This is a genomic window from Pseudarthrobacter humi, from assembly GCF_024294965.1.
Classification (GTDB): Bacteria; Actinomycetota; Actinomycetes; order Actinomycetales; family Micrococcaceae; genus Arthrobacter; species Arthrobacter humi.
The window spans coordinates 102,468-125,337 of sequence record NZ_JANCLV010000013.1; the positions used below are offsets into that span (position 1 = coordinate 102,468).

Genomic DNA, 22,870 nt, shown 5'->3' on the forward strand with positions numbered 1-22,870 from the left:
CCCCGCCTCCTGTGCGTCCTGGAGGGTGGTTACCAGATGCTGACGCGAGCGTCCGCCGGCATCCACATGCCGTCCTGCTCGGTCACGCCAAAGGCCTGGTGGAAGGCGTCCAGGTTCTTGGCGATGGCGTTGGTCCTGAACTCGTTGGGGGAGTGGGGATCTGTGGCGAGCCTCCTGATGGCCTCTTCCGACCGGATCACCTGCCGCCAGCCGGCTGCCCAGGACGTGAAGAACCGCTGCTGCCCCGTCAGTCCGTCCAGCACCTCCGGTTCCTTGCCGTCAAGGCTGAGCAGGTAAGCCTTGTAGGCGATGGTCAGGCCACCAAGGTCGCCGATGTTCTCCCCGAGCGTCAGCTTGCCGTTGACGTTGTGCCCCGGCGCCGCATATGGGGACAACTCGTCGTACTGTGCCACCAGCTTGGCTGTGAGCTTCTCAAAGGCGGTCCGGTCATCCTCGGTCCACCAGTTCCGCAGCGCGCCGCCGCCGTCGAACTGCGACCCCTGGTCATCAAAACCGTGGCCGATCTCGTGGCCGATCACCGCTCCAATGCCACCGTAGTTGACGGCGTCGTCGGCGTCGGCTGTGAAGAACGGGGGCTGCAGGATAGCGGCCGGGAAGACGATCTCGTTGAGCATCGGGTGATAGTACGCGTTGACCGTCTGCGGTGTCATGAGCCACTTGTTAAGGTCCACCGGTTTGCCCACCTCATCCAGGTGGCGGTCGACGTCGGCATTGTGGGCCCGCTCCACGTTCCCCAGAAGGTCCAGCGGGTCGATTTCCACCGCGGAGTAATCGATCCACTTGTCGGGGTAGCCGATCTTGGCGCGGAAAGCCTCCAGTTTCCGCAGCGCCTCGGCCTTTGTTTCCTCACCCATCCAGGCAAGGCCGGTGATGGACTGCCGGTAGGCCTCGATCAGGTTGGCCACCAGGGTCTGCATGCGGGCCTTGTGGGTTTCAGGGAAGTGCTTCGAGACGTAGATCTGCCCAACGGCCTCACCGAGTGCAGCTTCGACGACGGCGACGGCCCGCTTCCAGCGGTCCTTGTTCCGGGGCGTGCCGCTGATCGTTGTTCCGTAGAAGGCGAAATTGGCATCCACAAACTCGGAGGACAGGTACGGCGCAGCGCCGTTGATGACCCGCAAGGCCAGCCACTCCTGCCACACCGAGAGCGGTTCGGACTCCAGCAGGCCGGCGGCCCCACTGAAGAAGTCCGGGGTGCTCACCACGATCTCTTTGCGCTTGTCGGCATCGATCCCGGCAGCTTCGAACCAGGTGTTAAGGAGCGGGAACAGGGTGGCCGCTTCCTCGGCGGACTTGAGGTTATAGGTCTTCTGCGGGTCGCGCAGGGTGACGTTGTCCCAGTGGTGGGATGCGAGGCTGGTTTCGAGGGCAACGACGCGTGCGGCCGCGGGCTCCGGATCGGCCACGCCGGCCAGCGTGAACATGGTCCTGACATGCTCGCCATAGGCCTTGACCATGGGGGCAAACTTTTCTTCCCGGTAGTAGGACTCGTCCGGCAGTCCCAGGCCGCCCTGGCCGGTGTAGAGCAGGATGCGGTCCGGGTTGCCAGCGTCCGGAGCCGGGTAGATGTAGAAGAGCCCGGAAACGTCGGACCGGAACAGGCGCCCGGCCAGGGCTACGAGGTCCGCAACCGTGGTGGTGGCAAAAACGTCGGCAAGCCGCCCGCGGATGGGTTCCATGCCCTTGGCCTCCACAGTGGCTTCGTCCATGAAGCTGTTGTAGAGCTCGCCCACCTTCCGTTCTATCCCGCTGGCGGCCTCACCCTTGGCGGCTGCTTCTTCGATGATGTCCCGGACCGCGATCTCTGCCCCGTCGCGCAGCGCGGTGAAAGTTCCCTCGAGTGGCCGGTCATCCGGAATTTCCGTGGCCTTGAGCCAGGACCCGTTCACGTGCTGGTACAGGTCATCCTGCGGCCTGACGGTGTGGTCTATGTTGGACAGGTCGATCCCCGAGATGGGCACGGATGCTCCTTCGTGTGACGTGCCGCGGCCGGCTGGCACCGGGGCGGCGTCTGCATGTTGGACGATAAGGACGGTGGTGCTCTCTCATCTTACGCACGCGTGCTACCCTCAAATGGTGCGCGCAGAGCTCCTTCTTCTTAGCTGCCGCGGCGAGGCCTCAGACGCGATTTAGCGCAAGGCCCATCCTCGTCGCGGAGTTTGTGTTGCCCGGCCACCCTTTCAGATTTGAACCACAGAAAAGGCCCCGATAGTAATGCAAAACGCACAGAAGCCCTCCGGAATGCCTGTCCACCGCTACATGCCGTTCCAGGACCAGATCACCGTTGAACTGCCTGACCGCACGTGGCCGGACAAGGTCATCACCAAGGCCCCGCGCTGGTGCGCCGTGGACCTGCGTGACGGCAACCAGGCCCTGATCGACCCGATGAGCCCGGCCCGCAAGATGAAGATGTTCGATCTGCTGGTCCGCATGGGTTACAAGGAAATTGAAGTCGGCTTCCCTTCCGCCTCGCAGACCGATTTTGACTTCGTCCGCCAGCTCATCGTCGGTAACCACATTCCGGACGACGTCACCATCCAGGTCCTGACCCAGGCCCGCGAGCACCTGATCGAGCGGACCTATGAGTCCCTGGTCGGCGCCAAGCGGGCGATTGTCCACCTGTACAACTCAACGTCCGTCCTGCAGCGCCGTGTGGTGTTCAACCAGGACCAGGACGGCATCCTCGACATTGCGCTCCAGGGCGCCAGGCTGTGCAAGAAGTACGAGGAAACCCTCGTCGACACGCACATCACCTACGAATACTCGCCGGAGTCGTTCACCGGAACCGAACTGGACTATGCCGTCCGGGTCTGCAACGCCATCGCCGACGTTTTCGAGGCATCCGCCGACAGCCAGGTCATCATCAACCTGCCCGCCACGGTGGAAATGGCCACCCCGAACGTGTACGCCGATTCCATTGAGTGGATGAGCCGGAACCTGCACCCGCGTGAAGGCATCATCCTGTCCCTGCACCCGCACAATGACCGGGGTACCGGCGTGGCCGCCGCCGAACTGGGGTACCTGGCCGGCGCGGACCGGATTGAGGGCTGCCTGTTCGGCAACGGCGAGCGGACCGGCAACGTGGACCTCGTCACCCTGGGCCTGAACATGTTCGTCCAGGGCATCGATCCCATGATCGACTTCTCCGACATCGATGAGATCCGGCGCACCGTGGAGTACTGCAACCAGCTCCCCGTCGCCGAGCGTTCCCCCTACGGCGGCGACCTGGTCTTCACCGCCTTCTCCGGCTCGCACCAGGACGCCATCAAGAAGGGCTTCGAGGCGCTGGAGAAGGATGCTGCCGCCGCCGGGAAGGACGTCGCGGACTTCACCTGGCAGGTCCCGTACCTGCCCGTTGACCCCAAGGACCTGGGCCGCAGCTACGAGGCCGTCATCCGCGTCAACTCGCAGTCCGGCAAGGGTGGCGTGGCGTACCTGCTCAAGAACGAACACAGCCTGGACCTGCCGCGCCGTGCCCAGATGGAATTCTCCGGCGTGATCCAGAAGAAGACCGATACCGTGGGCGGCGAAGTCAGCGGCGCCCAGTTGTGGCAGTACTTCCAGGACGAGTACCTGCCCTCCAGCCAGGCCGAGGGCCAGTGGGGCCGTTACTCACTCGGTTCCGTCAGCACCGAAACCGATGACGACGGCGGGATGACCCTGCACGCCTCGCTCACCGTTGACGGTGTCCAGGCCCGTCGCACGGGCACCGGAAACGGGCCCATCGCCGCGCTGTTGAGCATCCTGCGCGAGGACGGCGTGGATGTCCGGGTGCTGGACTACAGCGAGCATGCCCTTTCGGAAGGCGGCAGCGCCATGGCCGCAGCCTACGTCGAGTGCGCCGTGGGGGAGCGGGTCCTGTGGGGCGTCGGTATCGATGCCAACACCAGCATGTCCTCGCTCAAGGCCGTCATTTCCGCAGTCAACCGGGCCATCCGGGATTCCCGGGCCTGATTCGGAACACGTTGCGCGCCGGAATTCCCGGCGCGCAACGCACCGGCAATGCCGGCATTCCGTAACTCAGTGCGAAGATTAACCGTGGTCCAACAATCCTTTGCTGCCCGGTCCTACCGGGATGACGCCGTGGTGCTCCGTACGCACAAGCTGGGCGAGGCTGACCGCATCATCACGCTGCTGACCAAGCACCACGGCCAGATCCGCGCCGTCGCCAAGGGCGTGCGGCGGACCAGCAGCAAGTTTGGGGCGCGGCTGGAGCCGTTTATGGTTGCCGACCTGCAGCTGGTCTCCGGAAAGACACTCGACATCGTCACGCAGGCTGTTGCCAAGGGCGCCTACGGCAGCAACATCGCCGCAGACTATGGCCGGTATACCGTTGCCGCTGCCATGACCGAAACTGCGGAAAAACTCACCGACGTCGACGGCGAAGCCGGCACCGCCCAGTACAACCTGCTGGTGGGGGCGCTGGCCTCGCTGTCCCGGGCCGAGCACGCGCCCGGACTGATCCTGGATTCGTATCTCCTGCGGGCCCTTTCCACCGGCGGCTGGGCTCCGAGTTTTACCGACTGCGCCCGCTGCGGCCGGCCCGGCCCGCATACGGCCTTTTCGGCTCCGCTCGGCGGTATGGTCTGCGCTGACTGCAGGCCGCCCGGTTCGCCTGCGCCGGCCGCGGAGACCGTCGTGCTCCTGGGTGCCCTGCTGACCGGGGACTGGACGACGGCGGATGGCTCGGACGTGCCGCACCGACGGGAAGCCGCGGGGCTGGTGGCCGTATACCTGCAATGGCACCTTGAACGTGTCCTGAAATCCCTCAAACATGTGGAGCGTGGCTGACAGTGGCCTTGGGAAAAAAGAAGAGTCCTTCGCGGCAGCGGACCACCCCGGTGGTGGCACCGTATCCGCACCCGTCCGGCGCGGTTGCCCCGGCGATCCCCGCGGAATTCATCCCCCGCCATGTTGCCATTGTGATGGACGGCAACGGCCGCTGGGCCAACCAGCGGGGCCTGCCGCGGATCGAGGGACACAAAGCCGGCGAGCCCGCCCTGCTGGACGTGATGGCGGGCGCTATCGAACTGGGCATCGAATACGTGAGCGTCTATGCGTTTTCCACCGAAAACTGGCGCCGGTCACCCGAAGAGGTCCGCTTCCTGATGGGTTTTAACAAGGACGTGCTACGAAGGCAGCGGAACCAGCTGGACGACTGGGGTGTCCGCGTACGGTGGTCCGGCCGGCGTCCCAGGCTGTGGGGCTCGGTGATCCGCGAACTGGAAGATGCCGAGGAATTTACCGCGGGCAACAGCACGTGCACGTTGAACATGTGTGTTAATTACGGCGGCCGGGCGGAAATCACGGACGCCGTATCGGCGATCGCCGCCGAGGTTGCCGCAGGCCGGCTCAAACCCGGCGCCATTACCGAGAAAACCATCCAGAAGTACCTGGACGAACCGGACCTGCCGGACGTGGACCTGTTCCTGCGGAGCTCGGGGGAGCAGCGGCTCTCCAATTTCCTGCTCTGGCAGTCCGCGTATGCCGAGTTCGTCTTTATGGACACGCTGTGGCCCGACGTCGACCGGCGGACCCTCTGGGACGCCGTCGAAATCTACGCCCAGCGGGACCGGCGCTACGGCGGCGCCGTCGACGCAGCACCGGGTTCAGCCGTACCGTAACCCCGGAGCCAGCGGGCGAGCCGCCCATAGGCGTCTGCCCGCACTTTGGCAGGGGAGAGGAAGACGTCGTGGAGCGCGCCGTCGATCCGTTCCACCGTGACGCTGCGTCCCAGTGTCAGGGCGCGGAGGGCGATGATGTTGACGTCCAGTACCGCGTCGGTGCGCCGCATCTCCTCGGACCAGAACGGCCCGGTGGCGCTTCCCCGGGACAGCAGCACCAGGATGGGTATGTCGATGTCCAGGCCGCGGGCCACCTTGGTGTGGCCGGCCAGGATGGCGCTGAGCCAGCCCGCGCGGAGCGGAAAAGCCATCGGCGGACGGAACCTGTCGTCAAGTGGCCACTCGCCGTCGGCTGAACTGCTGATGGTCCGCCAATAGAATCCCCGTTCGGGCAGCCGCAGGACAGCCTCCGGCCGGAACCGTGCCACGGGTCCTACCATCGTGGACGCAGCACGGCGGACCAGCGAGCTCCCATGCATCTCCAGCCAGGGACTGTTTAGCACCAGCTGGGAGGCCGCTCCGGGGTGGCTGCTGACCCAGAGGGCGGCCACCAGGCCGCCGGTGGAGTGGCCCATCAGCGTGAGGGACGCCTTGGCTTCCAGTTCCGGCGTGTGTGTGTCGGCCCGGATGATGGCGATGGCCGCTTCGATCTCGGCGTCATAGTCCGCCAGGTTCGCCACGTAGCCGCCGGGCGTCTCCGGGCGCAGGCTGCGGCCGTGGTTGTGCATGTCGAGGGCGTAGAACTCGTAGCCGCTGTGTGTCCAAAACTGCGCCAGGTCCACATTGAAGAAGTAGTCGCTCCAACCATGGAGGAACAGCACTGTCCGGCGCGGGCGGGCGGCTGCCGGTTCTTTCGCCGGACGGAAGCGCACCAGCGTGGCGGTGCGCTGGACGCCGTCTTCGCCCCCGGCCTCGAAGGTGCAGGCTTCGAAGCCGGCACCGAGGATATCTGGCTGCCACCTCATGGCTTTATGCTAGCCGGAGCCGCATGTATGGCGGCCCGGTTTGGTCTGGACCGTCCGAGACGGAAAACTAGAGCCATGCGCGTATATCCGACATTCTTCAGGCTGGCCTTTTCGTGGATGGACGCGGAACGCGCCCATAAGATCGGATTCAAGGCAATCAAGCTTGCCCATACTTCCGGCGCGGGACGGCTGCTGCACCGGTTCACGGCACCCGCGGCCTCACTGCAGACTTCTGCCTTTGGGCTCACGTTCCCATCCCCGTTCGGTCTCGCAGCCGGGTTCGACAAGGAGGGATTCGGCATCGAGGCCCTCACCGAACTTGGCTTTGGCCATGTCGAAGTAGGGACCATCACCGGGCAGGCGCAGCCGGGTAACGAGAAGCCGCGCCTTTTCAGGCTGATCGAGGACCGGGCTGTCATTAACCGGATGGGGTTCAACAACGATGGCGCGGCCGCCGTCGAACCGCGCCTCAAAGCGGCACGCGCCGCCCTGCAGCGCCGGCACCCGAACGTGCGCCCCGTGATCGGGGTGAACATCGGCAAGAGCAAGGTGGTTGAACTCGGCGACGCCGTGGCCGATTACCTGATCAGCGCCCGGAGCCTGGCGCCGGCCGCGGACTACTTGGTAGTCAATGTCAGCTCACCCAACACGCCCGGGCTGCGCCTTCTCCAGGATGTCCAGACACTCCGCCCGCTGCTGACCGCGGTGGGGGACGAGGCGGACAAGGCGGCAGGCCGGCACGTCCCGCTGCTGGTCAAGATCGCACCGGACCTCAGCGATGAGGATATCGACGACGTCGCCAAGCTGGCCCTGGACCTCAAGCTGGACGGCATTATCGCGACAAACACCACGATCGGGCGTGAGGGGCTGGCGTCGCCAGCTGCGAAGGTGGTCGAATGCGGCGCCGGGGGCCTGTCCGGGGCACCGCTGAAGCAGCGTTCATTGGAAGTCCTTCGCCGGCTCAAGGAGGCCACCGGGGGCGCGATCACGCTGGTGGCCGTCGGCGGCGTGGAGACGGCGAAAGACGTCCAGGACCGTCTGGATGCCGGGGCCACGCTGGTCCAGGGCTACACGGCATTCCTGTACGAGGGGCCGTTCTGGGCGGCACGGATCAACCGCGACCTGGCGAAAACGCGACGCAACCGCTGAGTCATACAACAAAACCCCGGTGGTTGGACCACCGGGGTTTTCGTTGTTCAGGGGGAGTGCTGCCGGGTCGGTCCGGCCTGCACGTCAGGACGGGTATTGGCCGCGCTTCACGAGCGGCTTGGGCAGGCGCAGCTTACGGAACTGCAGGGAGCGCATGGAGCCGTACCAGACCGTGCCACGCTCAACCCCGCCGAACTTCTCGGTCAGCTTCTTGCGGAGTTGCCGGGACAGGATGAACACATCCACAAAGACGGCCAGGAACATCACCCAAAAACCGCCCAGGACATAAACCATCTGCTCGCTGGAAGCCGGAACAATGAGGGAAATGATGACAAATACCAGGGCGCCGAACATGAGGTATTCGCCCAGGCTGAAGCGTGCATCCACGTAATCTCGGGCATAACGCTTCTGCGGACCCTTGTCGCGCAGGGGCAGGAACTTTTCATCACCTGTGTCGAGCGCTTGGCGCATTTTGGTCCGCTGGTCCTGGATGGCCTGGCGTTCAGCGGCCTTGGACGCCTTGCGGTCCTCCGGCACCAGGGGCCGTTTGCGGGCAGCCTCCTGGGCTTTGCGCTTGGGGGTGGGCGCACCCTTGCCCAACGCGGCATCCTGCCGGGCTGCCGCTTCAGCGGCCTGCTGGTCTATTGATTGCTGCGCCGTTGGCGCTTCCTTTTTACGTCCGAACACGTGAACAGAATACCTTGCGGCCAAGGAGATTCGGCGCGGGTATTGTGTTCGCCATGACTCCCACTCCAACAGCCAGTCCGTCCGACGCCAACACCCCCGGCCCGGGCCACGCTGCACCGGCCATCGGCGCGGACGGACTCAGGCTCTCCGTGGCAGGTTCATTCGACACAACCCTCGACCGGCTCAAGGAACTTGTGGCCATTCCCGGCATCGCCTGGCCGAGTTTCGATCCCGCGCCCCTGGAAGCCAGCGCGCAGGCCGTAGCGGAACTGCTGCGCGCCGCCGGCCTTGAGGATGTCCAGGTCCTGCGCAGTAACAAGGAGGACGGCACCCCCGGGGGGCCTGCCGTCGTCGCACGCCGACGGGCGGCCGAAGGAAAGCCGACCATCCTGCTGTACGCCCACCACGACGTCCAGCCGCCGGGGGATCCGGCGCTGTGGGAAACGGAGCCTTTCGCCGCCGTCGAACGGGACGGCAGGTTGTACGGCCGTGGGGCTGCTGACGACAAGGCCGGGATCGTGGCCCATGTGGCCGCCTATGCTGCAGCGACCGAGGTTCTGGGCACGGAATTCGGCCTTGGTGTGACGTTCTTCTTCGAAGGTGAGGAGGAAGCCGGTTCCCCCACGTTCCGTTCCTTCCTGGAAACGCACCGGGAACTGCTGCGGGCCGATGTGATCGTGGTGGCCGACTCCAGCAACTGGAAGGTGGGCATTCCCGCCCTGACCACCAGCCTGCGCGGCCTTGTGGACGGAACCATTGAAGTCCAGGTGCTGGAGCATGCTGTCCACTCGGGCATGTTCGGCGGACCCGTGCTGGATGCGCCAACCCTGCTGTCCCGATTGATTGCCACCCTGCATGACGCCGACGGCAGCGTGGCCATCGAAGGCCTCGTATCGAATGACAACGTCGGCGTGGAGCTCACCGAAGCGGAGTACCGAGCTGATTCCTCCGTTCTCGACGGCGTCCGGCTCGCCGGCACCGGAAGCATCGCCGCACGGCTGTGGACTAAGCCCGCGCTGTCCATCATCGGCTTCGATGCGCCCGCCGTGGACGTGGCCTCGAACACGCTCCTGCCCCGGGCGCGTGCCAAGTTCAGCCTGCGCCTGGCGCCCGGCCAGGATCCGGCGGCTGCGATGGAAGCCGTTCAACGCCACGTCCAGGCCAACGCGCCCTTTGGGGCGAAGGTGGTGTTCACTCCGGGGGAAAGCGGAAAGTCGTTCCTCGCTGATACATCCTCCAAGGCGGCGACGTTCGCCATGTGGGCGCTGGGGGAGGCCTGGGGTGTTCCGGCGGTGGAGATGGGGATCGGCGGGTCGATTCCCTTTATTGCGGACCTGCTGGACGTCTATCCGGACGTCCAGATCCTTGTGACCGGTGTTGAGGATCCCGATTCCCGTGCCCACAGTGCGAACGAGTCCCTTCACATTGGTGATTTCAGGAACGCCGTGGTCGCCGAGGCGCTGCTGCTCGCCCGGATGAACGCAGAAGGCCTGGCCTGAATCCCGTGTCCCTCTGATGCCGGCATTCCTCCACCGTCGGGAACAATGAGCGGGCAGGCTTGGTTACGTCAGGAGTTAGAGCTACAGGGCTGACCGAAGTAGCATGTAGCTATAGCCCGTATCGTATCCGTAGGGGCAGGCGCCGCTGACGCGGGGCCGCCAGGACCGTCCTAAGGTAGGCCAAATGAGCACCGCAACCAACGAGAACATCACCGAGACCACCAGCGCTGCCAGCGAAGAACTGGCCACACACGAGGTCAAACTGACCGACGTCGCAGCAGGCAAGGTGCGCAGCCTCCTGGAGCAGGAAGGCCGGACCGATCTCCGCCTCCGCGTTGCCGTCCAGCCCGGCGGCTGCTCCGGCCTCATCTACCAGCTGTACTTCGACGAGCGCCTCCTCGATGGAGATGCCGTCCGCGACTATGACGGCGTCGAAGTTGTGGTGGACAAGATGAGCGTGCCTTACCTCAGCGGGGCCAGCATCGACTTCGAGGACACCATCTCCAAGCAGGGTTTCACCATCGACAACCCCAACGCCGGTGGCTCCTGCGCCTGCGGTGATTCGTTCCACTGACCCGGTTCTTTCGCCCGATGCCGGCGCCGTGCTTTCCGTCCGCCAAAAACGGCACGGAGGCACGGCGCCGACATGTGGGCGAAACGCCCGGCAGAGCGGTAAGCTCTACACCGAGTAGTAAAACTTTTAGTGTGCCCGGACGGCCCCTTGGGTGGCCGGGCAACAGCAACAAGTAGGAAGGGCCGTCTGTGAGTTCGCAGAACCGAACCGGCAGCCGACGCAAAACGATCACTACGATCTCAGGCTTGGCAGTTGCCGGCGCGTTGGTTTTGACTGGATGTTCGCCAGAGGTAGAGAAGGGGTGGCTGCCCACCGAGCGTGGCACCACCAATCACACTGACCGGATCATGGACCTCTGGGTCAACTCATGGATTGCAGCCCTGGTTGTGGGCATCATCACGTGGGGTTTGATCGTTTGGTGCCTTGTCGCCTACCGCCGCCGCAAGGGCACCACGGGTTTCCCGCGGCAGACCAGCTTTAATCTCCCGCTGGAGGTCTTCTACCTGACCATCCCGCTGTTCATGGTCCTGGTGTTCTTCTACTTCACCGACCGCGACCAGCAGGCGATCGATGACCGCTCCAAGCCGGCCGACGTCGTTGTTGACGTCCGCGGCAAGCAGTGGGCCTGGGACTTCAACTACAAGTCCGGCGAGGTCGTAACCGAGGATGTCCATGAAGCTGGAGTCCAGGCACACCTGACGGGCAACACCATCAATAAGGAAGCCCTGCCGACGCTCTACCTGCCGGTTGGTAAGTCCGTTGATCTCGAACTGAACTCCCGCGATGTCATCCACTCTTTCTGGGTTCCCGCCTTCCTGCAGAAGCGCGACATGATCCCCGGCAAGACCAACTACATCAGGTTCACGCCCACCAAAGAGGGAACCTACGACGGCAAGTGCGCCGAGCTCTGCGGCGAGTACCACTCCGAAATGCTGTTCCGCGTCAAGGTTGTCTCTGAGACCGAATTCCAGGCTCACATGGACAAGCTCAAGGCAGATGGCAACACGGGACTCCTCGGCGAAGAGTATGACCGCAACCCGAACCTGAACGAAATTAAGTAAGGGGAGCGACGTGGCTACTTATACCCAGACCGCACCTGCCGGAACCCTTGAGGCTCCCGTAGTTCCTAAGTCCAAGGGACGCATCGTCGTCAACTGGATCACCTCCACCGACCACAAGACCATCGGGTACATGTACCTGATCGCGTCGTTTGTGTTCTTCTGCCTCGGTGGCGTCATGGCCCTGCTCATCCGGGCTGAACTGTTCGAACCCGGCATGCAGATCCTGCAGACCAAAGAGCAGTACAACCAGCTCTTCACGATGCACGGCACCGTCATGCTGCTGATGTTCGCGACACCGCTGTTCGCCGGCTTCACCAACGTCATCATGCCCCTGCAGATCGGTGCCCCCGACGTCGCGTTCCCGCGGCTGAATGCCCTGGCCTTCTGGTTCTTCCTCTTTGGCTCCACCATCGCGGTGTCCGGTTTCATCACCCCGCAGGGTGCGGCGTCGTTCGGCTGGTTCGCTTACGCGCCACTGTCCAACACGACGTTCAGCCCCGGCATCGGTGGTGACCTGTGGGTCTTCGGCCTGGCGCTGTCCGGCTTCGGCACCATCCTGGGCGCGGTCAACTTCATCACCACCATCATCTGCATGCGTGCGCCGGGCATGACCATGTGGCGGATGCCCATCTTCACCTGGAACGCCCTGGTGACGTCTATCCTCGTGCTGATGGCCTTCCCGCCGCTGGCCGCTGCTCTGTTCGCGCTCGGTGCCGACCGCCGCTTCGGTGCCCACATCTTTGATCCGGAAAACGGCGGTGCAGTACTTTGGCAGCACCTGTTCTGGTTCTTCGGGCACCCCGAGGTGTACATCATCGCGCTGCCGTTCTTCGGCATTGTGTCCGAGATCTTCCCGGTCTTCAGCCGCAAACCGATCTTCGGCTACAAGGGCCTGGTGTACGCCACCATCGCCATTGCGGCCCTGTCCGTTACCGTGTGGGCGCACCACATGTACGTGACCGGTTCGGTGCTGCTGCCGTTCTTCGCCTTTATGACCATGCTGATCGCGGTCCCGACCGGCGTGAAGTTCTTCAACTGGATCGGCACCATGTGGCGGGGGTCCATTACATTCGAGACTCCCATGCTGTGGAGCATCGGCTTCCTCATCACGTTCCTCTTCGGTGGCTTGACCGGGATCATCCTGGCTTCGCCGCCGCTGGACTTCCACGTTTCTGACTCCTACTTCGTGGTGGCGCACTTCCACTACGTGGTGTTCGGCACCGTGGTGTTCGCGATGTTCGCAGGCTTCTACTTCTGGTGGCCCAAGTGGACCGGCAAGATGCTGAACGAGCGCCTCGGAAAGATCCACTTCTGGCTGCTGTTCCTGGGCTTCCACGGCACGTTCCTGATCCAGCACTGGCTGGGCGTTGAAGGTATGCCCCGCCGCTACGCGGACTACCTGGTGGAGGACAACTTCGCCTGGATGAACCAGTTCTCCACCATCTCCTCGTTTGTGCTGGGCGCATCCCTGATTCCCTTCTTCTGGAACGTCTACATCACCTGGCGCAGCTCCGAGCGCGTTGAAGTGGATGACCCGTGGGGCTTCGGTGCCTCGCTGGAGTGGGCCACCTCCTGCCCGCCGCCGCGCCACAACTTCACCTCGCTGCCCCGGATCCGTTCAGAGCGTCCCGCCCTGGACCTCCACCACCCGGAGCTCTCGCAGGTACACACCGTTGAATCGCCTGCACCCGCAGCAGCGGTGCTCGGTAACGCCGACCAGAAGGACACCGCCAAGTGAAAATCGAATCATGGATATTTGGAGCCGGAGTCTTCTTCTTCGTACCGGTTTCCCTGGTCTACGGTTTCCTGACCAACTGGCATGAGTGGGTCGGAACCCTCGGGATCCTCCTGGTGGGTGGCCTTTCCGGGATGATCGGCGGCTACCTTGGGTTCACCGGCAAGCGCGTCGGAATGCGTCCCGAGGACCGCAACGATGCCGAGATCCACGAGGGCGCGGGCGAACAGGGGCACTTCAGCCCCTGGAGCTGGTGGCCGCTGGTACTGGGCCTCGCCTGCGCGGGCGGATTCCTGGGCCTGGCAGTGGGTTGGTGGATCCTGTTCATCGCAGCCGGCCTCGCAGTCGTCGCCCTCGTGGGCTGGGTCTTCGAGTACAGCCGTGGGGACCACGCCCACTAGAAGTGCCTTGGCTTCAACAGGCATTTTATGAATTACGACGTCGGGCCCCACCTTCTGGTGGGGCCCGACGTCGTTCTTGTCCGTTCGATGGGCGCGTCGACGTGGCGCGGAAGCCACTGGACATAGGCCCCTGGTTGGGGGCTAGCTGGAGCCCTGTGCCTCCAGGAGCCCGGCCAGCATCCGCAGGGCCGCCTCGGCGTCGCGGTGACTGACAGGGCCGCTGAGGGCGCCGTCGGGGACTGAAAGCTCCACTTCGCAGCCGAAGGGGAAGTCGGCAATCATGACTTCCAGAAGGGACCGGGCGTCGACACCCTGGATGCCGGCCTTGCGGATGATTACCGGAAGTCCGGTTTCGGTCACTGCCCTGACGAACAGCGCGGCAGGGCGGGCATGCAAGCCGACTGACGCTGTCACAACGGCCTTACGCACTGGCAAGGGGTCTCCCATTTCCTGACGGCCCCCAAACCGACATCGCTGAATTTCCTGTCCAATATATCCGGCTGGATGGCTGCGCGACCAAACGCGGGAGTAGGGCCGGTCCATTGCTGGAACTGGTCTAGTCCAGCGACGCTGCCTGCCTTAGGCTTGGACAGTGAAAACTGAAGCAAGGACATTCCTCCGTGGCTGCTGATGCCCGCGGCGTTGCCGGCGAGATCGACCGCAGCAGCGGGACTGCCATCTATATCCAGCTCAGGGAGATCCTCCGCGCCTACATCAGCGATTCCTGCCCGCCAGGTTCTGCGCTGCCGTCGGAACGGGACCTTGCCCTGCGGTTCGGCCTGGCCCGGATGACTGTCCGGCAGGCCATCGACGCCCTGGTCGGCGAGGAAGTCCTCGAGCGGGTTGTCGGCCTCGGCACGTTCGTACGAAAGCCCAAACTCGACCTTCAGGTAAAGCTCACCTCGTACAGCGAAGAGATGCAACGCCGCGGCATGGTTCCGGCAGCCAAGGTCCTGAGCTTTGAACAGATCGGCGCCAGCGCCTTCCTGGCCCGCGAACTGCAGGTGGACGAGGGGACGCCACTGGTGCGTTTCCGTCGGCTGCTGCTGGCAGACGGTGAGCCGATGAGCGTGGACGAGAACTTCATCCCGGCGCAGCGCGTCCCGGGTCTTTTGGACGGCGAGCCCCCAACGTCGCTCTACAACGTGCTGAGCGAGCAGTTCGGCCTCGTGATGGAGTGGGGGGAGGACATGATCGAGGCGACGGCCGCTTCCCCTTCTACGGCGCGCCTGCTCAACGTCGACGTCGGCGCCCCCTTGCTCAAGATTCAGAGGCACGCCTTTGTTGCCAGGGCGATGGTGGACTACTCAGTTTCGTACTACCGGGCCGACCGCTACAAGCTATGGGTACCTCTCCAGCGGCCAGGTGCGAGGCCTGCCCGGAACCAGTCGCTGGGTTACCGCAACCACTAGTAGCGGGCCGCCGGCTGACAACAGCGGCGGTAGGCAGCAACGGGAAAGGCCCGGTCCAAGTGGACCGGGCCTTTCCCGTTGGAGCATAACTGCTGTGAGTTAGTGGCTGAGGCTCTTGGTTTCCTCGCCGGCCTCTACTGCAGGGGCGTGGTGGCCGTGTGCGGCCTCCAGCTCTGCAGGCGTGGCCGGCGCAACGCGGTCCTCGAAGAACCACTTGGACAGGAAAGCACGCTGCTTTTCCTTGCGCGTCACAATGCCGTGGTCGTTGGGGACCGCCGGCAGCGGCGAGGGAGATTCGAATCCGACGAGCTTATAGCGCTTGTACTCATCCAGCGGTGCGTGCACTTCAATGAATTCGCCATGCGGAAGGCGGACAATACGTCCGGTCTCTCGGCCATGGAGTGCGATTTCGCGGTCCTTGCGCTGGAGGGCGAGGGCCACCCGCTTGGCAACGATGAACGCGATGACCGGGCCGATGAAGAACAAGGCGCGGAGCCAGTACGTCACATCGTTCAGGGACACATGGAAGTGTGTCGCGATGAGGTCCGAACCAGCGGCTGCCCACATCACGCAGTACCAGACGAAGCCGGCGACACCGATGGCGGTGCGGGTGGGGGCGTTCCGCGGACGGTCCAGGACGTGGTGTTCGCGGGTGTCCTTGGTGATCCAGCTTTCGATCCACGGGTACATGAACATCACCGTGAACAGAATGCCTGCGGGCACCAGGGCGGGCAGGAGGACGTTCAGGGTCAGCGTGTAGCCAAATATGACGTACTCAAAGTGGAAGTCGCCAATAACGCCGGGCATCAGGCGCAGTGCACCATCAACAAACCCGATGTACCAGTCAGGCTGGGTGCCGGCAGAAACCGGCGACGGGTCGTAGGGGCCGTAGTTCCAGATCGGGTTGATCGTGAAGAAAGCCGCCATCAGGGCAACGACACCGAAGACGATGAAGAAGAAGCCGCCAGCCTTGGCTGCGTATACAGGGCCGAGCGGGTAGCCGACAACGTTGCCGTCGTTCCGGCCGGGGCCGGGGTACTGGGTGTGCTTGTGCACAACCACCATGAACAGGTGCAGGACGATCATCAACAGGATGAGGGCGGGCACCAGCAGGATGTGCAGCATGTACAGGCGGCCAATAACAGCCGTTCCCGGGAACTCTCCGCCGAAGAGGAAGAAGGAAGTGTAGGTACCAACCACGGGGATGGACTTGATAACGCCGTCGATGATCCGGAGGCCGTTGCCGGAAAGCAGGTCATCGGGGAGTGAGTAGCCGGTGAAGCCGGCCGCCATGGCGAGGATCAGCAGGACGCTGCCGACAACCCAGTTCATTTCACGTGGTTTGCGGAACGCGCCCGTGAAGAAAACGCGGAGCATGTGCACGGCGATCGAGGCGACAAACAGCAGTGCTGCCCAGTGGTGTACCTGGCGCATGAACAGGCCGCCACGGATGTCGAAGGAGATGTCCAGCGAAGAGCTGTACGCCACGGACATTTCGACGTTCTTCAACGGCAAGTATGAACCGTCGTAGTGGGTCTCAGCCATGGACGGATCAAAGAAGAACGTCAGGAAGGTGCCCGAGAGCAGCAGGATGACGAAGGAGTAGAGGGCGACTTCTCCGAACATGAATGACCAGTGATCGGGGAATACCTTGCGTCCGAACTCGCGCAGTATTCCCGATCCGCCAACTCGGGCGTCAACAAAATCGGTGATGCGTCCGGCTTTAGTCTTGGCGACGAAGGGGGCTTCAGCTCTTGATGCTGCGCTCATGCTCATCACGCTCCCAGTAACTCGGTCCTACAGGTTCATTGAAGTCGCTGGTTGCGACCAGGTAGCCCTCGGCGTCCACTGCGATCGGCAGTTGGGGGAGGGGCCGGCTGGCCGGACCAAAGATCACTTTGCACTCGTTCGTGAGGTCAAAAGTGGACTGGTGGCACGGGCACAGCAGGTGGTGCGTCTGCTGCTCGTACAGAGCAACGGGGCAACCGACGTGGGTGCAGATCTTGGAGTAGGCAACGATTCCGTTGTAGCTCCAGTCTTCGCGGCCCTTAGAGGGGTTCAGCGAGGCCGGATCCAGGCGCATGAGCAGGACAACTGCCTTGGCCTTTTCGTTGAGCTTGCCTTCGTGGAGTTCGTTCAGGCCCTCGGGAATCACGTGGAAGGCCGAGCCGATGGTGACGTCAGAGGCCTTGATAGGTGTGCCGTCGGGGTCGCGGGTGAGGCGCTTGAGCTTGCCCTCCTGCGGTGCCCACATCGTGTGGGACAGTGCGCGGTCGGGGCGGGGGCCGAGGTCTCCGAAAACCGCAATTGCGGGGAGCGGGGCCAAGGCCATTGCACCGAGCAGCGTGTTTCGGATGAGCGGGCGGCGCTTGATGCCGGTCTCTTCCACGATGTCATCCACGATCCGGACTGCCGCCAGGCGGTCTTCTTCGGTGCGGATGGGATGGCGTTCTTCGGAGACTTCATGGTCCGGCATCAGGGCTTTGGCCCAGTGCACAATGCCGGTGCCGATGCCGAGCATCGCAAACGCGGTGCCCAAGCCCAGCAGGGCGTTCTGCAGCCGGATGGTGGCGATGCTTGTGCCCTCGCCCAAGTCGATGGCGAAGTACGCCACCAGGAAGATCAGGGTGCCGACAACTGACGCGCCGAATAGTACGGCGACCTGCCGTTCTGCACGCTTTGCGGCCTTCGGGTCCGTGTCGGCCAGGCGCAAACGGTGCGGGGGAATTCCAGGATCCTGGAACTTCTCCACCTCATTCTGACCAGCCGTAGCTACGGTGCCCGAGTGGTTCGGACTGCCGTCACTATGGTTGCCCATAATTCGCCTCATCCTTCTCTCGTCCCGGCGTCTGCCGGGTTAGTTTTCAATTTCAAACTGCTGACTGGGCAGCAGAAGTTCTTAGGTTTCCCGTTGCGCCTAAGACGTACGGGAAGTAAGCCAGATGGTGAAGGCGATTATGACACCCAGGCCTGCAACCCAGACGAAGAGTCCTTCAGCGACCGGGCCCAGGGCGCCGAGGTCAGCGCCACCGGGGGAGCCGTTGGCCTCGATCTGCTTCAGGAACGTGACGATGTCGCGCTTGCCCTCGGGGGTGACGTTTGCATCACTGAAGACGGGCATGTTCTGCGGTCCGGTGACCATCGCTTCGTAGATGTGCTTGCCGGAGACATCGGCAAGGGCGGGAGCGAACTTGCCGCGGGTGAGTGCACCGCCAGCTGCTGCTGCGTTGTGGCACATCGCGCAGTTCACACGGAAGAGCTCGCCACCCTTAGCGGCGTCACCCTGCTCATCAAGCAGGTGTTCTTCAGGAATTGCCGGGCCGGCTCCCAGGGAAGCTACGTAGGCTGAAAGCTGGTGGGTCTGGGCCTCGTTGAACTGGGCCGGCTTTTTGTACGCCTGGGGACCGTTCATCTGCATGGGCATCCGGCCGGTACCGACCTGGAAATCAACGGACGCGGCACCGACGCCAACCAGCGAGGGGCCATCCTGGCTACCGCTCGCGCCCATCCCGTGGCAGGTGGCGCAGTTAGCCTCAAAGAGCTTTTCGCCCTCGGCGGTGTCATTGGCGCTGAAACTGGTGGTGGATGCCTTTGCCTGGTTGACGGTAGTGGCAACGGCGTAGAGCCCGCCAGTGATGAGGAGTCCCATCAGTAGCAGCGCGATTACTGCAAGTGGGTGACGCCGCTTTTGCGAGAGAGCCTTCACGTGGTGGTTCCTTTATTCGATCGTGCGCCGGCTCCGTGAGCCGCTTCTTGAAATTCTGCCTCTTGTAGAAAAGGAATCAAAGCTTGACTACTTCAGTACGTAGATGACCAGGAAGAGGCCGATCCAGACAACGTCCACAAAGTGCCAGTAGTAAGACGTGACGATCGCGGAGGTTGCTTCGAAGTGGCCGAACTTCTTTGCTGCGAACGAGCGTCCGATGATGAAGAGGAAGGCTATGAGGCCGCCGATGACGTGCAGGCCGTGGAAGCCGGTGGTGATATAGAACGCTGAGCCGTAGGCGTTGGATGAGAGCGAAACGTGTTCGGAGACAAGCATCGCGTATTCAGTTGCCTGGCCGGCGACGAAGAACGCACCCATGATGAAGGTCAGCGTGAACCATTCGTTCATGCCCCAGCGGGAGAACTTGAACGGGCCGCCTGTCTTGCGAGGCTGCAGCCGTTCGGCGGCGAAGACGCCCATCTGGCAAGTGAAGGAACTGGCCACGAGGACGATCGTGTTGACGAGCGCAAAGGGGAAGTTGAGCTTTGCTGTCTCTTCCGCCCACATCTGTCCGCTCGTGGAGCGCAGCGTGAAGTACATGGCGAAGAGACCGGCGAAGAACATCAACTCACTGGACAGCCAGACTACGGTTCCGACAGAAACCATATTGGGGCGGTTCAGCGTGGGGTGCGCCGGGGTACTGGGGGCATGGGTCGCAGATGTCACATAGACATTATGTCTATAAAAGTTCGTAGTTCCCAACGCGAACCGACTTTTCGGGGGACTTTTTCTACAAAGACGCGAAATCACCGTGAAAAGTTCCCGGCGACGTTCACATTGGTCAGGTCCGGGGTGGCTCGATAGCATCAGGAGGTGACTTCTCAGGCAACCGCCCCGGCGGACAGCAACACCTGGCCGCGGCTCATCTCGGCTCTTATCAACGGTACTGACCTCACTGCGGACAATACCGCGTGGGCTATGGACAGGATTATGTCCGGGGAGGCCACCCCCGCGCAGATTGCCGGATTCCTGGTTGCCCTCAGCGCCAAGGGCGAAACCGTGGACGAAATCTCGGGCCTGGTGGACGCGATGCTGCGCCATGCAACACCCATCGATATCCCCGGTCAGAAGCTGGATATCGTTGGTACCGGCGGGGACCAGCTCAATACCGTCAACATTTCCACCATGTCCGCCCTCGTCGCTGCGGGCGCCGGAGCGAAGGTCGTCAAGCACGGCAACCGTGCAGCGTCTTCGTCCTCCGGCTCGGCTGACGTGCTTGAAGCGTTGGGGGTCAGGCTCGACCTCCCGGTGGCCCAGGTGGCACGCAACGCGGGGGAGGCTGGAATCACTTTCTGCTTCGCGCAGGTGTTCCACCCGTCTTTCCGCCACACCGCCGTGCCACGCCGGGAGCTCGCCATCCCCACAGCCTTTAATTTCCTGGGACCCCTGACCAACCCGGCCCTGGTCCAGGCCTCAGCCGTGGGAGTGGCGAATGCCCGGATGGCGCCGCTGGTTGCAGGAGTCCTGGCCAAACGGGGCAGCCGCGGCCTGGTCTTCCGTGGCAACGACGGGCTGGACGAACTGACTACAACGGGCCCGTCCACCGTCTGGGAAATCCGTGACGGCGCGGTCGCTGAACTGAATTTCGAACCGGCCGGGCTGGGCATCCGTCCCGCGACTGTGGATGAACTCCGTGGCGGGGACGCTCAGGCGAACGCCGCCGTCGTCCGCGATGTCCTGGCCGGCAAGACCGGCGCAGCACGGGATGCCGTGCTGCTGAACGCGGCCGCTGGACTGGTGGCCTTTGATGAATCGTCCGAGGGCCCGTTCCTGGAGCGGATGCGTTCGGCGCTTGTCCGGGCCGGGGAGTCGATTGACACGGGTTCCGCGGCTGCGGTCCTCGATAAGTGGGTCTCCCTGACGCAGCCTTGAGCCGGGGGCACCGAAAGACGCGGGCCCGGCTATGAAGCCGGGCCCGCGTTTTTTCGTGGAGTGGTCCTACTGTTCGAAGCCGAGCGAGAATGCCGCGTCGAGATCGTGCTGGGAGTAGGCACGGAACGCGATGTGTGTGGTGGTGTGAACCACCGCGGGTACCTTTGAGAGCTTGTCGGCAATGACGTCAGCCAGGTCCTCGTGCCGGGCGACGCGGGCGACTGCGATGAGGTCCCATTCGCCTGTTACGGAGTAGACCTCGCTGATGCCGGGGATCGCGGAAATTTCCTCGGCGGTTTCCGGGATGCGGGCGGCGTCGGTCTTGATCAGAACGAATGCGGTGATCACTGTTCAATCCTTCCGGATCTGTTGGCCGTAGCTGTGCCCGGCAAGACTCTGTGGTGATGCCAGCCTATTACATGGGCGGCGGGCATCCATCGTTGCCCGGGCGCGTGGCTGGCGGCGCCTTCACGACTTTCGGAGCCTGCGCACAAGTGCAAGAAGTGCCCGGTAGCCCACCAGGAACAGCCCCAGGCTCAAGAGCGCAACAACCACGAAGGCCAGTACCACGCTGTGTCCCGTCAGCGCCCTTAGGATCATGCCGCCGGCCACGGCGCCAAGCCAGACCACGACGCCGGCTGCTATGGACAGCGGACGCCGCCAGGCCCGCCACGCCAACCAGGCGAGAGCGGCCCCGGCCAGGAACGGCCACGCAGTGAGGAAGACTCCGGTGAAGATGTCGCCGCGCTGGTGGGCATCCCTGCCGATGGCCGCGAAAACGAGGATGAGGACGGCGTCGGACAGTGCCGCGCGGATGATGCCGCGCCTGCCGCCGGTCGAGGATTGGTGCTGGGTCCGGGTCATGGCTTCGAGCCTAACCCGCCGAGGGTGGCGGCCTGGTCCTGCTGCTTGCCCAGCTACGGGGGATTACGGAAGATGGGTGGAACAACATCGGTGCTTATCAAGCGGGAGGCACAGTGCGCCTGATCCAGGTGGCCCAGCAGGCACATAACCTCCAGCGGGCCGCGGAGTTCTATGCCCAACTGCTGGGGGTGCAGCCAGTGGCGGTCTATGACCCGCCGGGGCTGCTGTTTTTTGATCTGGACGGCGTCCGGCTCTTGCTGGAGCGCGGCGCGCCGTCGTCGGTCCTCTATCTCGAGGTGGAGGACGTCCGGACCAGCATCGGCGTCCTGCAGGGCAGGGGAGTGGAGGTAGTTGCGCTGCCGCAGGTGATCTTCCACCATGGCGACGCCACCCTGGGTCCGGCAGGAACCGATGAGTGGATGGCCTTCATCCGCGACTCGGAAGGGAACACGGTGGGGCTGGTCAGCCGGCATCCACCGGCCGTTGTGCCGGATGCGGCCCCGGTCTAGGCTCTAGCCGGAAAGGAGCAACCATGCAAAAGATTTCCACATGCCTGTGGTTCGAGAACCAGGCCGAAGAGGCCGCCGAGTTCTATGTATCAGTCTTCGGCGACTCCAGGATTCTTGACGTCTCGCGGTTCGGCGAGGGCGGTCCCGGTCAGGCCGGGCAGGTCATCACCGTGGAGTTTGAGATCGAAGGCCGAAAGTTCATGGCACTGAACGGGGGAGCGCCGGCCAACTTCACGGAAGCCGCCTCCTTTGTGGTCGACTGCACTGACCAGGCGGACGTGGACCGCTACTGGTCGGCGCTGACAGACGGTGGGGCGGAGAGCCAGTGCGGATGGTTAAAGGACCGTTTCGGCGTCTCCTGGCAGATCGTGCCGTCGGTCCTGGGCTCACTGATTGGCGGTCCGGATCCGGAGGGTGCCCAGCGGGCAATGCAGGCCATGCTCGGGATGCAGAAGCTTGATATCGCCGCACTTCAGGCGGCTTATGACGGTTAGGAAGCCCCGTGGTTAAGGCCGCGTTATTCGGTGGCGATGGATTCTACTTTACATAATGTAGATTATCGGCGTAATTGGAGAGCGGAGAGTGGTCTGCATTAAGCCGACGTTTAGTGTCCTGTCTCACGCGAGGTGAGGCATTCTCAAGTTAGTTGAGGCATTTGTCAGCGTGTCTCATCCAAGTTGGGGCATTCCCGATTTTTGTCTCACTACAGTTGGGGCATGGGACGCGCAATG

Annotated in this window: 23 protein-coding genes; 13 read left to right on the plus strand and 10 right to left on the minus strand. The window is 63.5% G+C overall.

The window, feature by feature from the left end; all coding sequences use genetic code 11:
* Positions 1–29 precede the first annotated feature (29 nt).
* Positions 30–1,982, minus strand: coding sequence for a M13 family metallopeptidase (locus NFC73_RS16625; RefSeq protein ID WP_254751954.1), 1,953 nt, complete (start codon positions 1,980–1,982; stop codon positions 30–32).
* 253 nt (positions 1,983–2,235) lie between these two features.
* Here NFC73_RS16625 and leuA point away from each other — a divergent pair, with 253 nt between their 5' ends.
* The 3 genes from leuA to NFC73_RS16640 all read left to right on the plus strand — a co-directional run bounded on the left by leuA (position 2,236) and on the right by NFC73_RS16640 (position 5,645).
* Positions 2,236–3,975 (plus strand): 2-isopropylmalate synthase, encoded by a 1,740-nt coding sequence (gene leuA, locus NFC73_RS16630; protein WP_254751957.1) that lies wholly within the window; start codon positions 2,236–2,238, stop codon positions 3,973–3,975.
* 84 nt (positions 3,976–4,059) lie between these two features.
* The gene (gene recO / locus NFC73_RS16635; protein ID WP_056340103.1) at positions 4,060–4,812 is read left to right on the plus strand and encodes a DNA repair protein RecO; all 753 of its coding nucleotides are present in this window, start codon (positions 4,060–4,062) and stop codon (positions 4,810–4,812) included.
* Positions 4,813–4,814: 2 nt separating this feature from the next.
* Positions 4,815–5,645: an isoprenyl transferase gene (locus tag NFC73_RS16640; protein ID WP_254751960.1), complete on the plus strand. Its 831-nt coding sequence runs from the start codon at positions 4,815–4,817 to the stop codon at positions 5,643–5,645.
* Here NFC73_RS16640 and NFC73_RS16645 read toward each other — a convergent pair.
* Positions 5,600–6,610 (minus strand): alpha/beta hydrolase, encoded by a 1,011-nt coding sequence (locus NFC73_RS16645; RefSeq protein WP_254751963.1) that lies wholly within the window; start codon positions 6,608–6,610, stop codon positions 5,600–5,602. The two genes, NFC73_RS16640 and NFC73_RS16645, sit on opposite strands and share 46 nt — an antisense overlap.
* 75 nt (positions 6,611–6,685) lie before the next feature.
* Here NFC73_RS16645 and NFC73_RS16650 point away from each other — a divergent pair, with 75 nt between their 5' ends.
* Complete coding sequence (locus NFC73_RS16650; RefSeq protein ID WP_254751965.1) at positions 6,686–7,759, plus strand: quinone-dependent dihydroorotate dehydrogenase; 1,074 nt, start codon at positions 6,686–6,688, stop codon at positions 7,757–7,759.
* A gap of 84 nt (positions 7,760–7,843) precedes the next feature.
* Here NFC73_RS16650 and NFC73_RS16655 read toward each other — a convergent pair whose 3' ends face one another.
* On the minus strand, positions 7,844–8,446 hold the full coding sequence (locus tag NFC73_RS16655; protein ID WP_058932432.1) for a DUF3043 domain-containing protein: 603 nt from the start codon (positions 8,444–8,446) through the stop codon (positions 7,844–7,846).
* Positions 8,447–8,499: 53 nt separating this feature from the next.
* Between NFC73_RS16655 and NFC73_RS16660 the strand changes: the two genes are divergently transcribed.
* The 5 genes from NFC73_RS16660 to NFC73_RS16680 all read left to right on the plus strand — a co-directional run bounded on the left by NFC73_RS16660 (position 8,500) and on the right by NFC73_RS16680 (position 13,716).
* Positions 8,500–9,945 (plus strand): dipeptidase, encoded by a 1,446-nt coding sequence (locus NFC73_RS16660; protein WP_254751968.1) that lies wholly within the window; start codon positions 8,500–8,502, stop codon positions 9,943–9,945.
* A gap of 184 nt (positions 9,946–10,129) precedes the next feature.
* Positions 10,130–10,519: a HesB/IscA family protein gene (locus NFC73_RS16665; protein WP_254751971.1), complete on the plus strand. Its 390-nt coding sequence runs from the start codon at positions 10,130–10,132 to the stop codon at positions 10,517–10,519.
* A 188-nt stretch (positions 10,520–10,707) separates the two neighbouring features.
* Positions 10,708–11,580, plus strand: a complete 873-nt coding sequence (gene ctaC / locus NFC73_RS16670; protein ID WP_254751973.1) for an aa3-type cytochrome oxidase subunit II — start codon at positions 10,708–10,710, stop codon at positions 11,578–11,580.
* A 10-nt stretch (positions 11,581–11,590) separates the two neighbouring features.
* On the plus strand, positions 11,591–13,318 hold the full coding sequence (gene ctaD, locus NFC73_RS16675) for an aa3-type cytochrome oxidase subunit I (RefSeq protein WP_254751975.1): 1,728 nt from the start codon (positions 11,591–11,593) through the stop codon (positions 13,316–13,318).
* Complete coding sequence (locus tag NFC73_RS16680) at positions 13,315–13,716, plus strand: cytochrome c oxidase subunit 4 (protein ID WP_056340077.1); 402 nt, start codon at positions 13,315–13,317, stop codon at positions 13,714–13,716. Before ctaD ends, NFC73_RS16680 begins: the two co-directional genes overlap by 4 nt.
* Before the next feature lie 141 nt (positions 13,717–13,857).
* Here the strand turns inward: NFC73_RS16680 and NFC73_RS16685 are convergent, their stop codons facing one another.
* Entirely contained in the window at positions 13,858–14,151 is a 294-nt protein-coding gene (locus NFC73_RS16685; RefSeq protein WP_254751977.1) for an HPr family phosphocarrier protein, read from the minus strand.
* Between the two features lie 185 nt (positions 14,152–14,336).
* Here NFC73_RS16685 and NFC73_RS16690 point away from each other — a divergent pair, with 185 nt between their 5' ends.
* Positions 14,337–15,128: a GntR family transcriptional regulator gene (locus NFC73_RS16690; RefSeq protein WP_254751980.1), complete on the plus strand. Its 792-nt coding sequence runs from the start codon at positions 14,337–14,339 to the stop codon at positions 15,126–15,128.
* A 99-nt stretch (positions 15,129–15,227) separates the two neighbouring features.
* On the opposite strand, the gene qcrB is transcribed toward NFC73_RS16690, so the two are convergent.
* The 4 genes from qcrB to ctaE all read right to left on the minus strand — a co-directional run bounded on the left by qcrB (position 15,228) and on the right by ctaE (position 19,560).
* On the minus strand, positions 15,228–16,898 hold the full coding sequence (qcrB, locus tag NFC73_RS16695) for a cytochrome bc1 complex cytochrome b subunit (RefSeq protein WP_254751983.1): 1,671 nt from the start codon (positions 16,896–16,898) through the stop codon (positions 15,228–15,230).
* Positions 16,876–17,946, minus strand: a complete 1,071-nt coding sequence (gene qcrA / locus NFC73_RS16700) for a cytochrome bc1 complex Rieske iron-sulfur subunit (RefSeq protein WP_254751985.1) — start codon at positions 17,944–17,946, stop codon at positions 16,876–16,878. The genes qcrB and qcrA overlap by 23 nt, the downstream gene beginning before the upstream one ends.
* 99 nt (positions 17,947–18,045) lie before the next feature.
* Positions 18,046–18,834: a cytochrome bc1 complex diheme cytochrome c subunit gene (gene qcrC, locus NFC73_RS16705; RefSeq protein WP_254751987.1), complete on the minus strand. Its 789-nt coding sequence runs from the start codon at positions 18,832–18,834 to the stop codon at positions 18,046–18,048.
* A gap of 87 nt (positions 18,835–18,921) precedes the next feature.
* Positions 18,922–19,560 (minus strand): aa3-type cytochrome oxidase subunit III, encoded by a 639-nt coding sequence (gene ctaE / locus NFC73_RS16710; RefSeq protein ID WP_254751989.1) that lies wholly within the window; start codon positions 19,558–19,560, stop codon positions 18,922–18,924.
* A gap of 147 nt (positions 19,561–19,707) precedes the next feature.
* On the opposite strand from ctaE, the gene trpD reads away from it, so the two are divergent.
* Complete coding sequence (gene trpD / locus NFC73_RS16715) at positions 19,708–20,766, plus strand: anthranilate phosphoribosyltransferase (RefSeq protein ID WP_254751991.1); 1,059 nt, start codon at positions 19,708–19,710, stop codon at positions 20,764–20,766.
* Between the two features lie 66 nt (positions 20,767–20,832).
* Here the strand turns inward: trpD and NFC73_RS16720 are convergent, their stop codons facing one another.
* Together NFC73_RS16720 and NFC73_RS16725 are read right to left on the minus strand one after the other, a co-directional pair.
* Positions 20,833–21,114, minus strand: a complete 282-nt coding sequence (locus NFC73_RS16720; RefSeq protein ID WP_058932444.1) for an Lrp/AsnC family transcriptional regulator — start codon at positions 21,112–21,114, stop codon at positions 20,833–20,835.
* 120 nt (positions 21,115–21,234) lie between these two features.
* Entirely contained in the window at positions 21,235–21,630 is a 396-nt protein-coding gene (locus NFC73_RS16725) for a DUF3054 domain-containing protein (RefSeq protein WP_254751992.1), read from the minus strand.
* Between the two features lie 113 nt (positions 21,631–21,743).
* Here NFC73_RS16725 and NFC73_RS16730 point away from each other — a divergent pair, with 113 nt between their 5' ends.
* Positions 21,744–22,139: a VOC family protein gene (locus NFC73_RS16730; protein ID WP_254751994.1), complete on the plus strand. Its 396-nt coding sequence runs from the start codon at positions 21,744–21,746 to the stop codon at positions 22,137–22,139.
* Between the two features lie 23 nt (positions 22,140–22,162).
* Positions 22,163–22,633: a VOC family protein gene (locus tag NFC73_RS16735; RefSeq protein ID WP_254751996.1), complete on the plus strand. Its 471-nt coding sequence runs from the start codon at positions 22,163–22,165 to the stop codon at positions 22,631–22,633.
* Positions 22,634–22,870 lie beyond the last annotated feature (237 nt).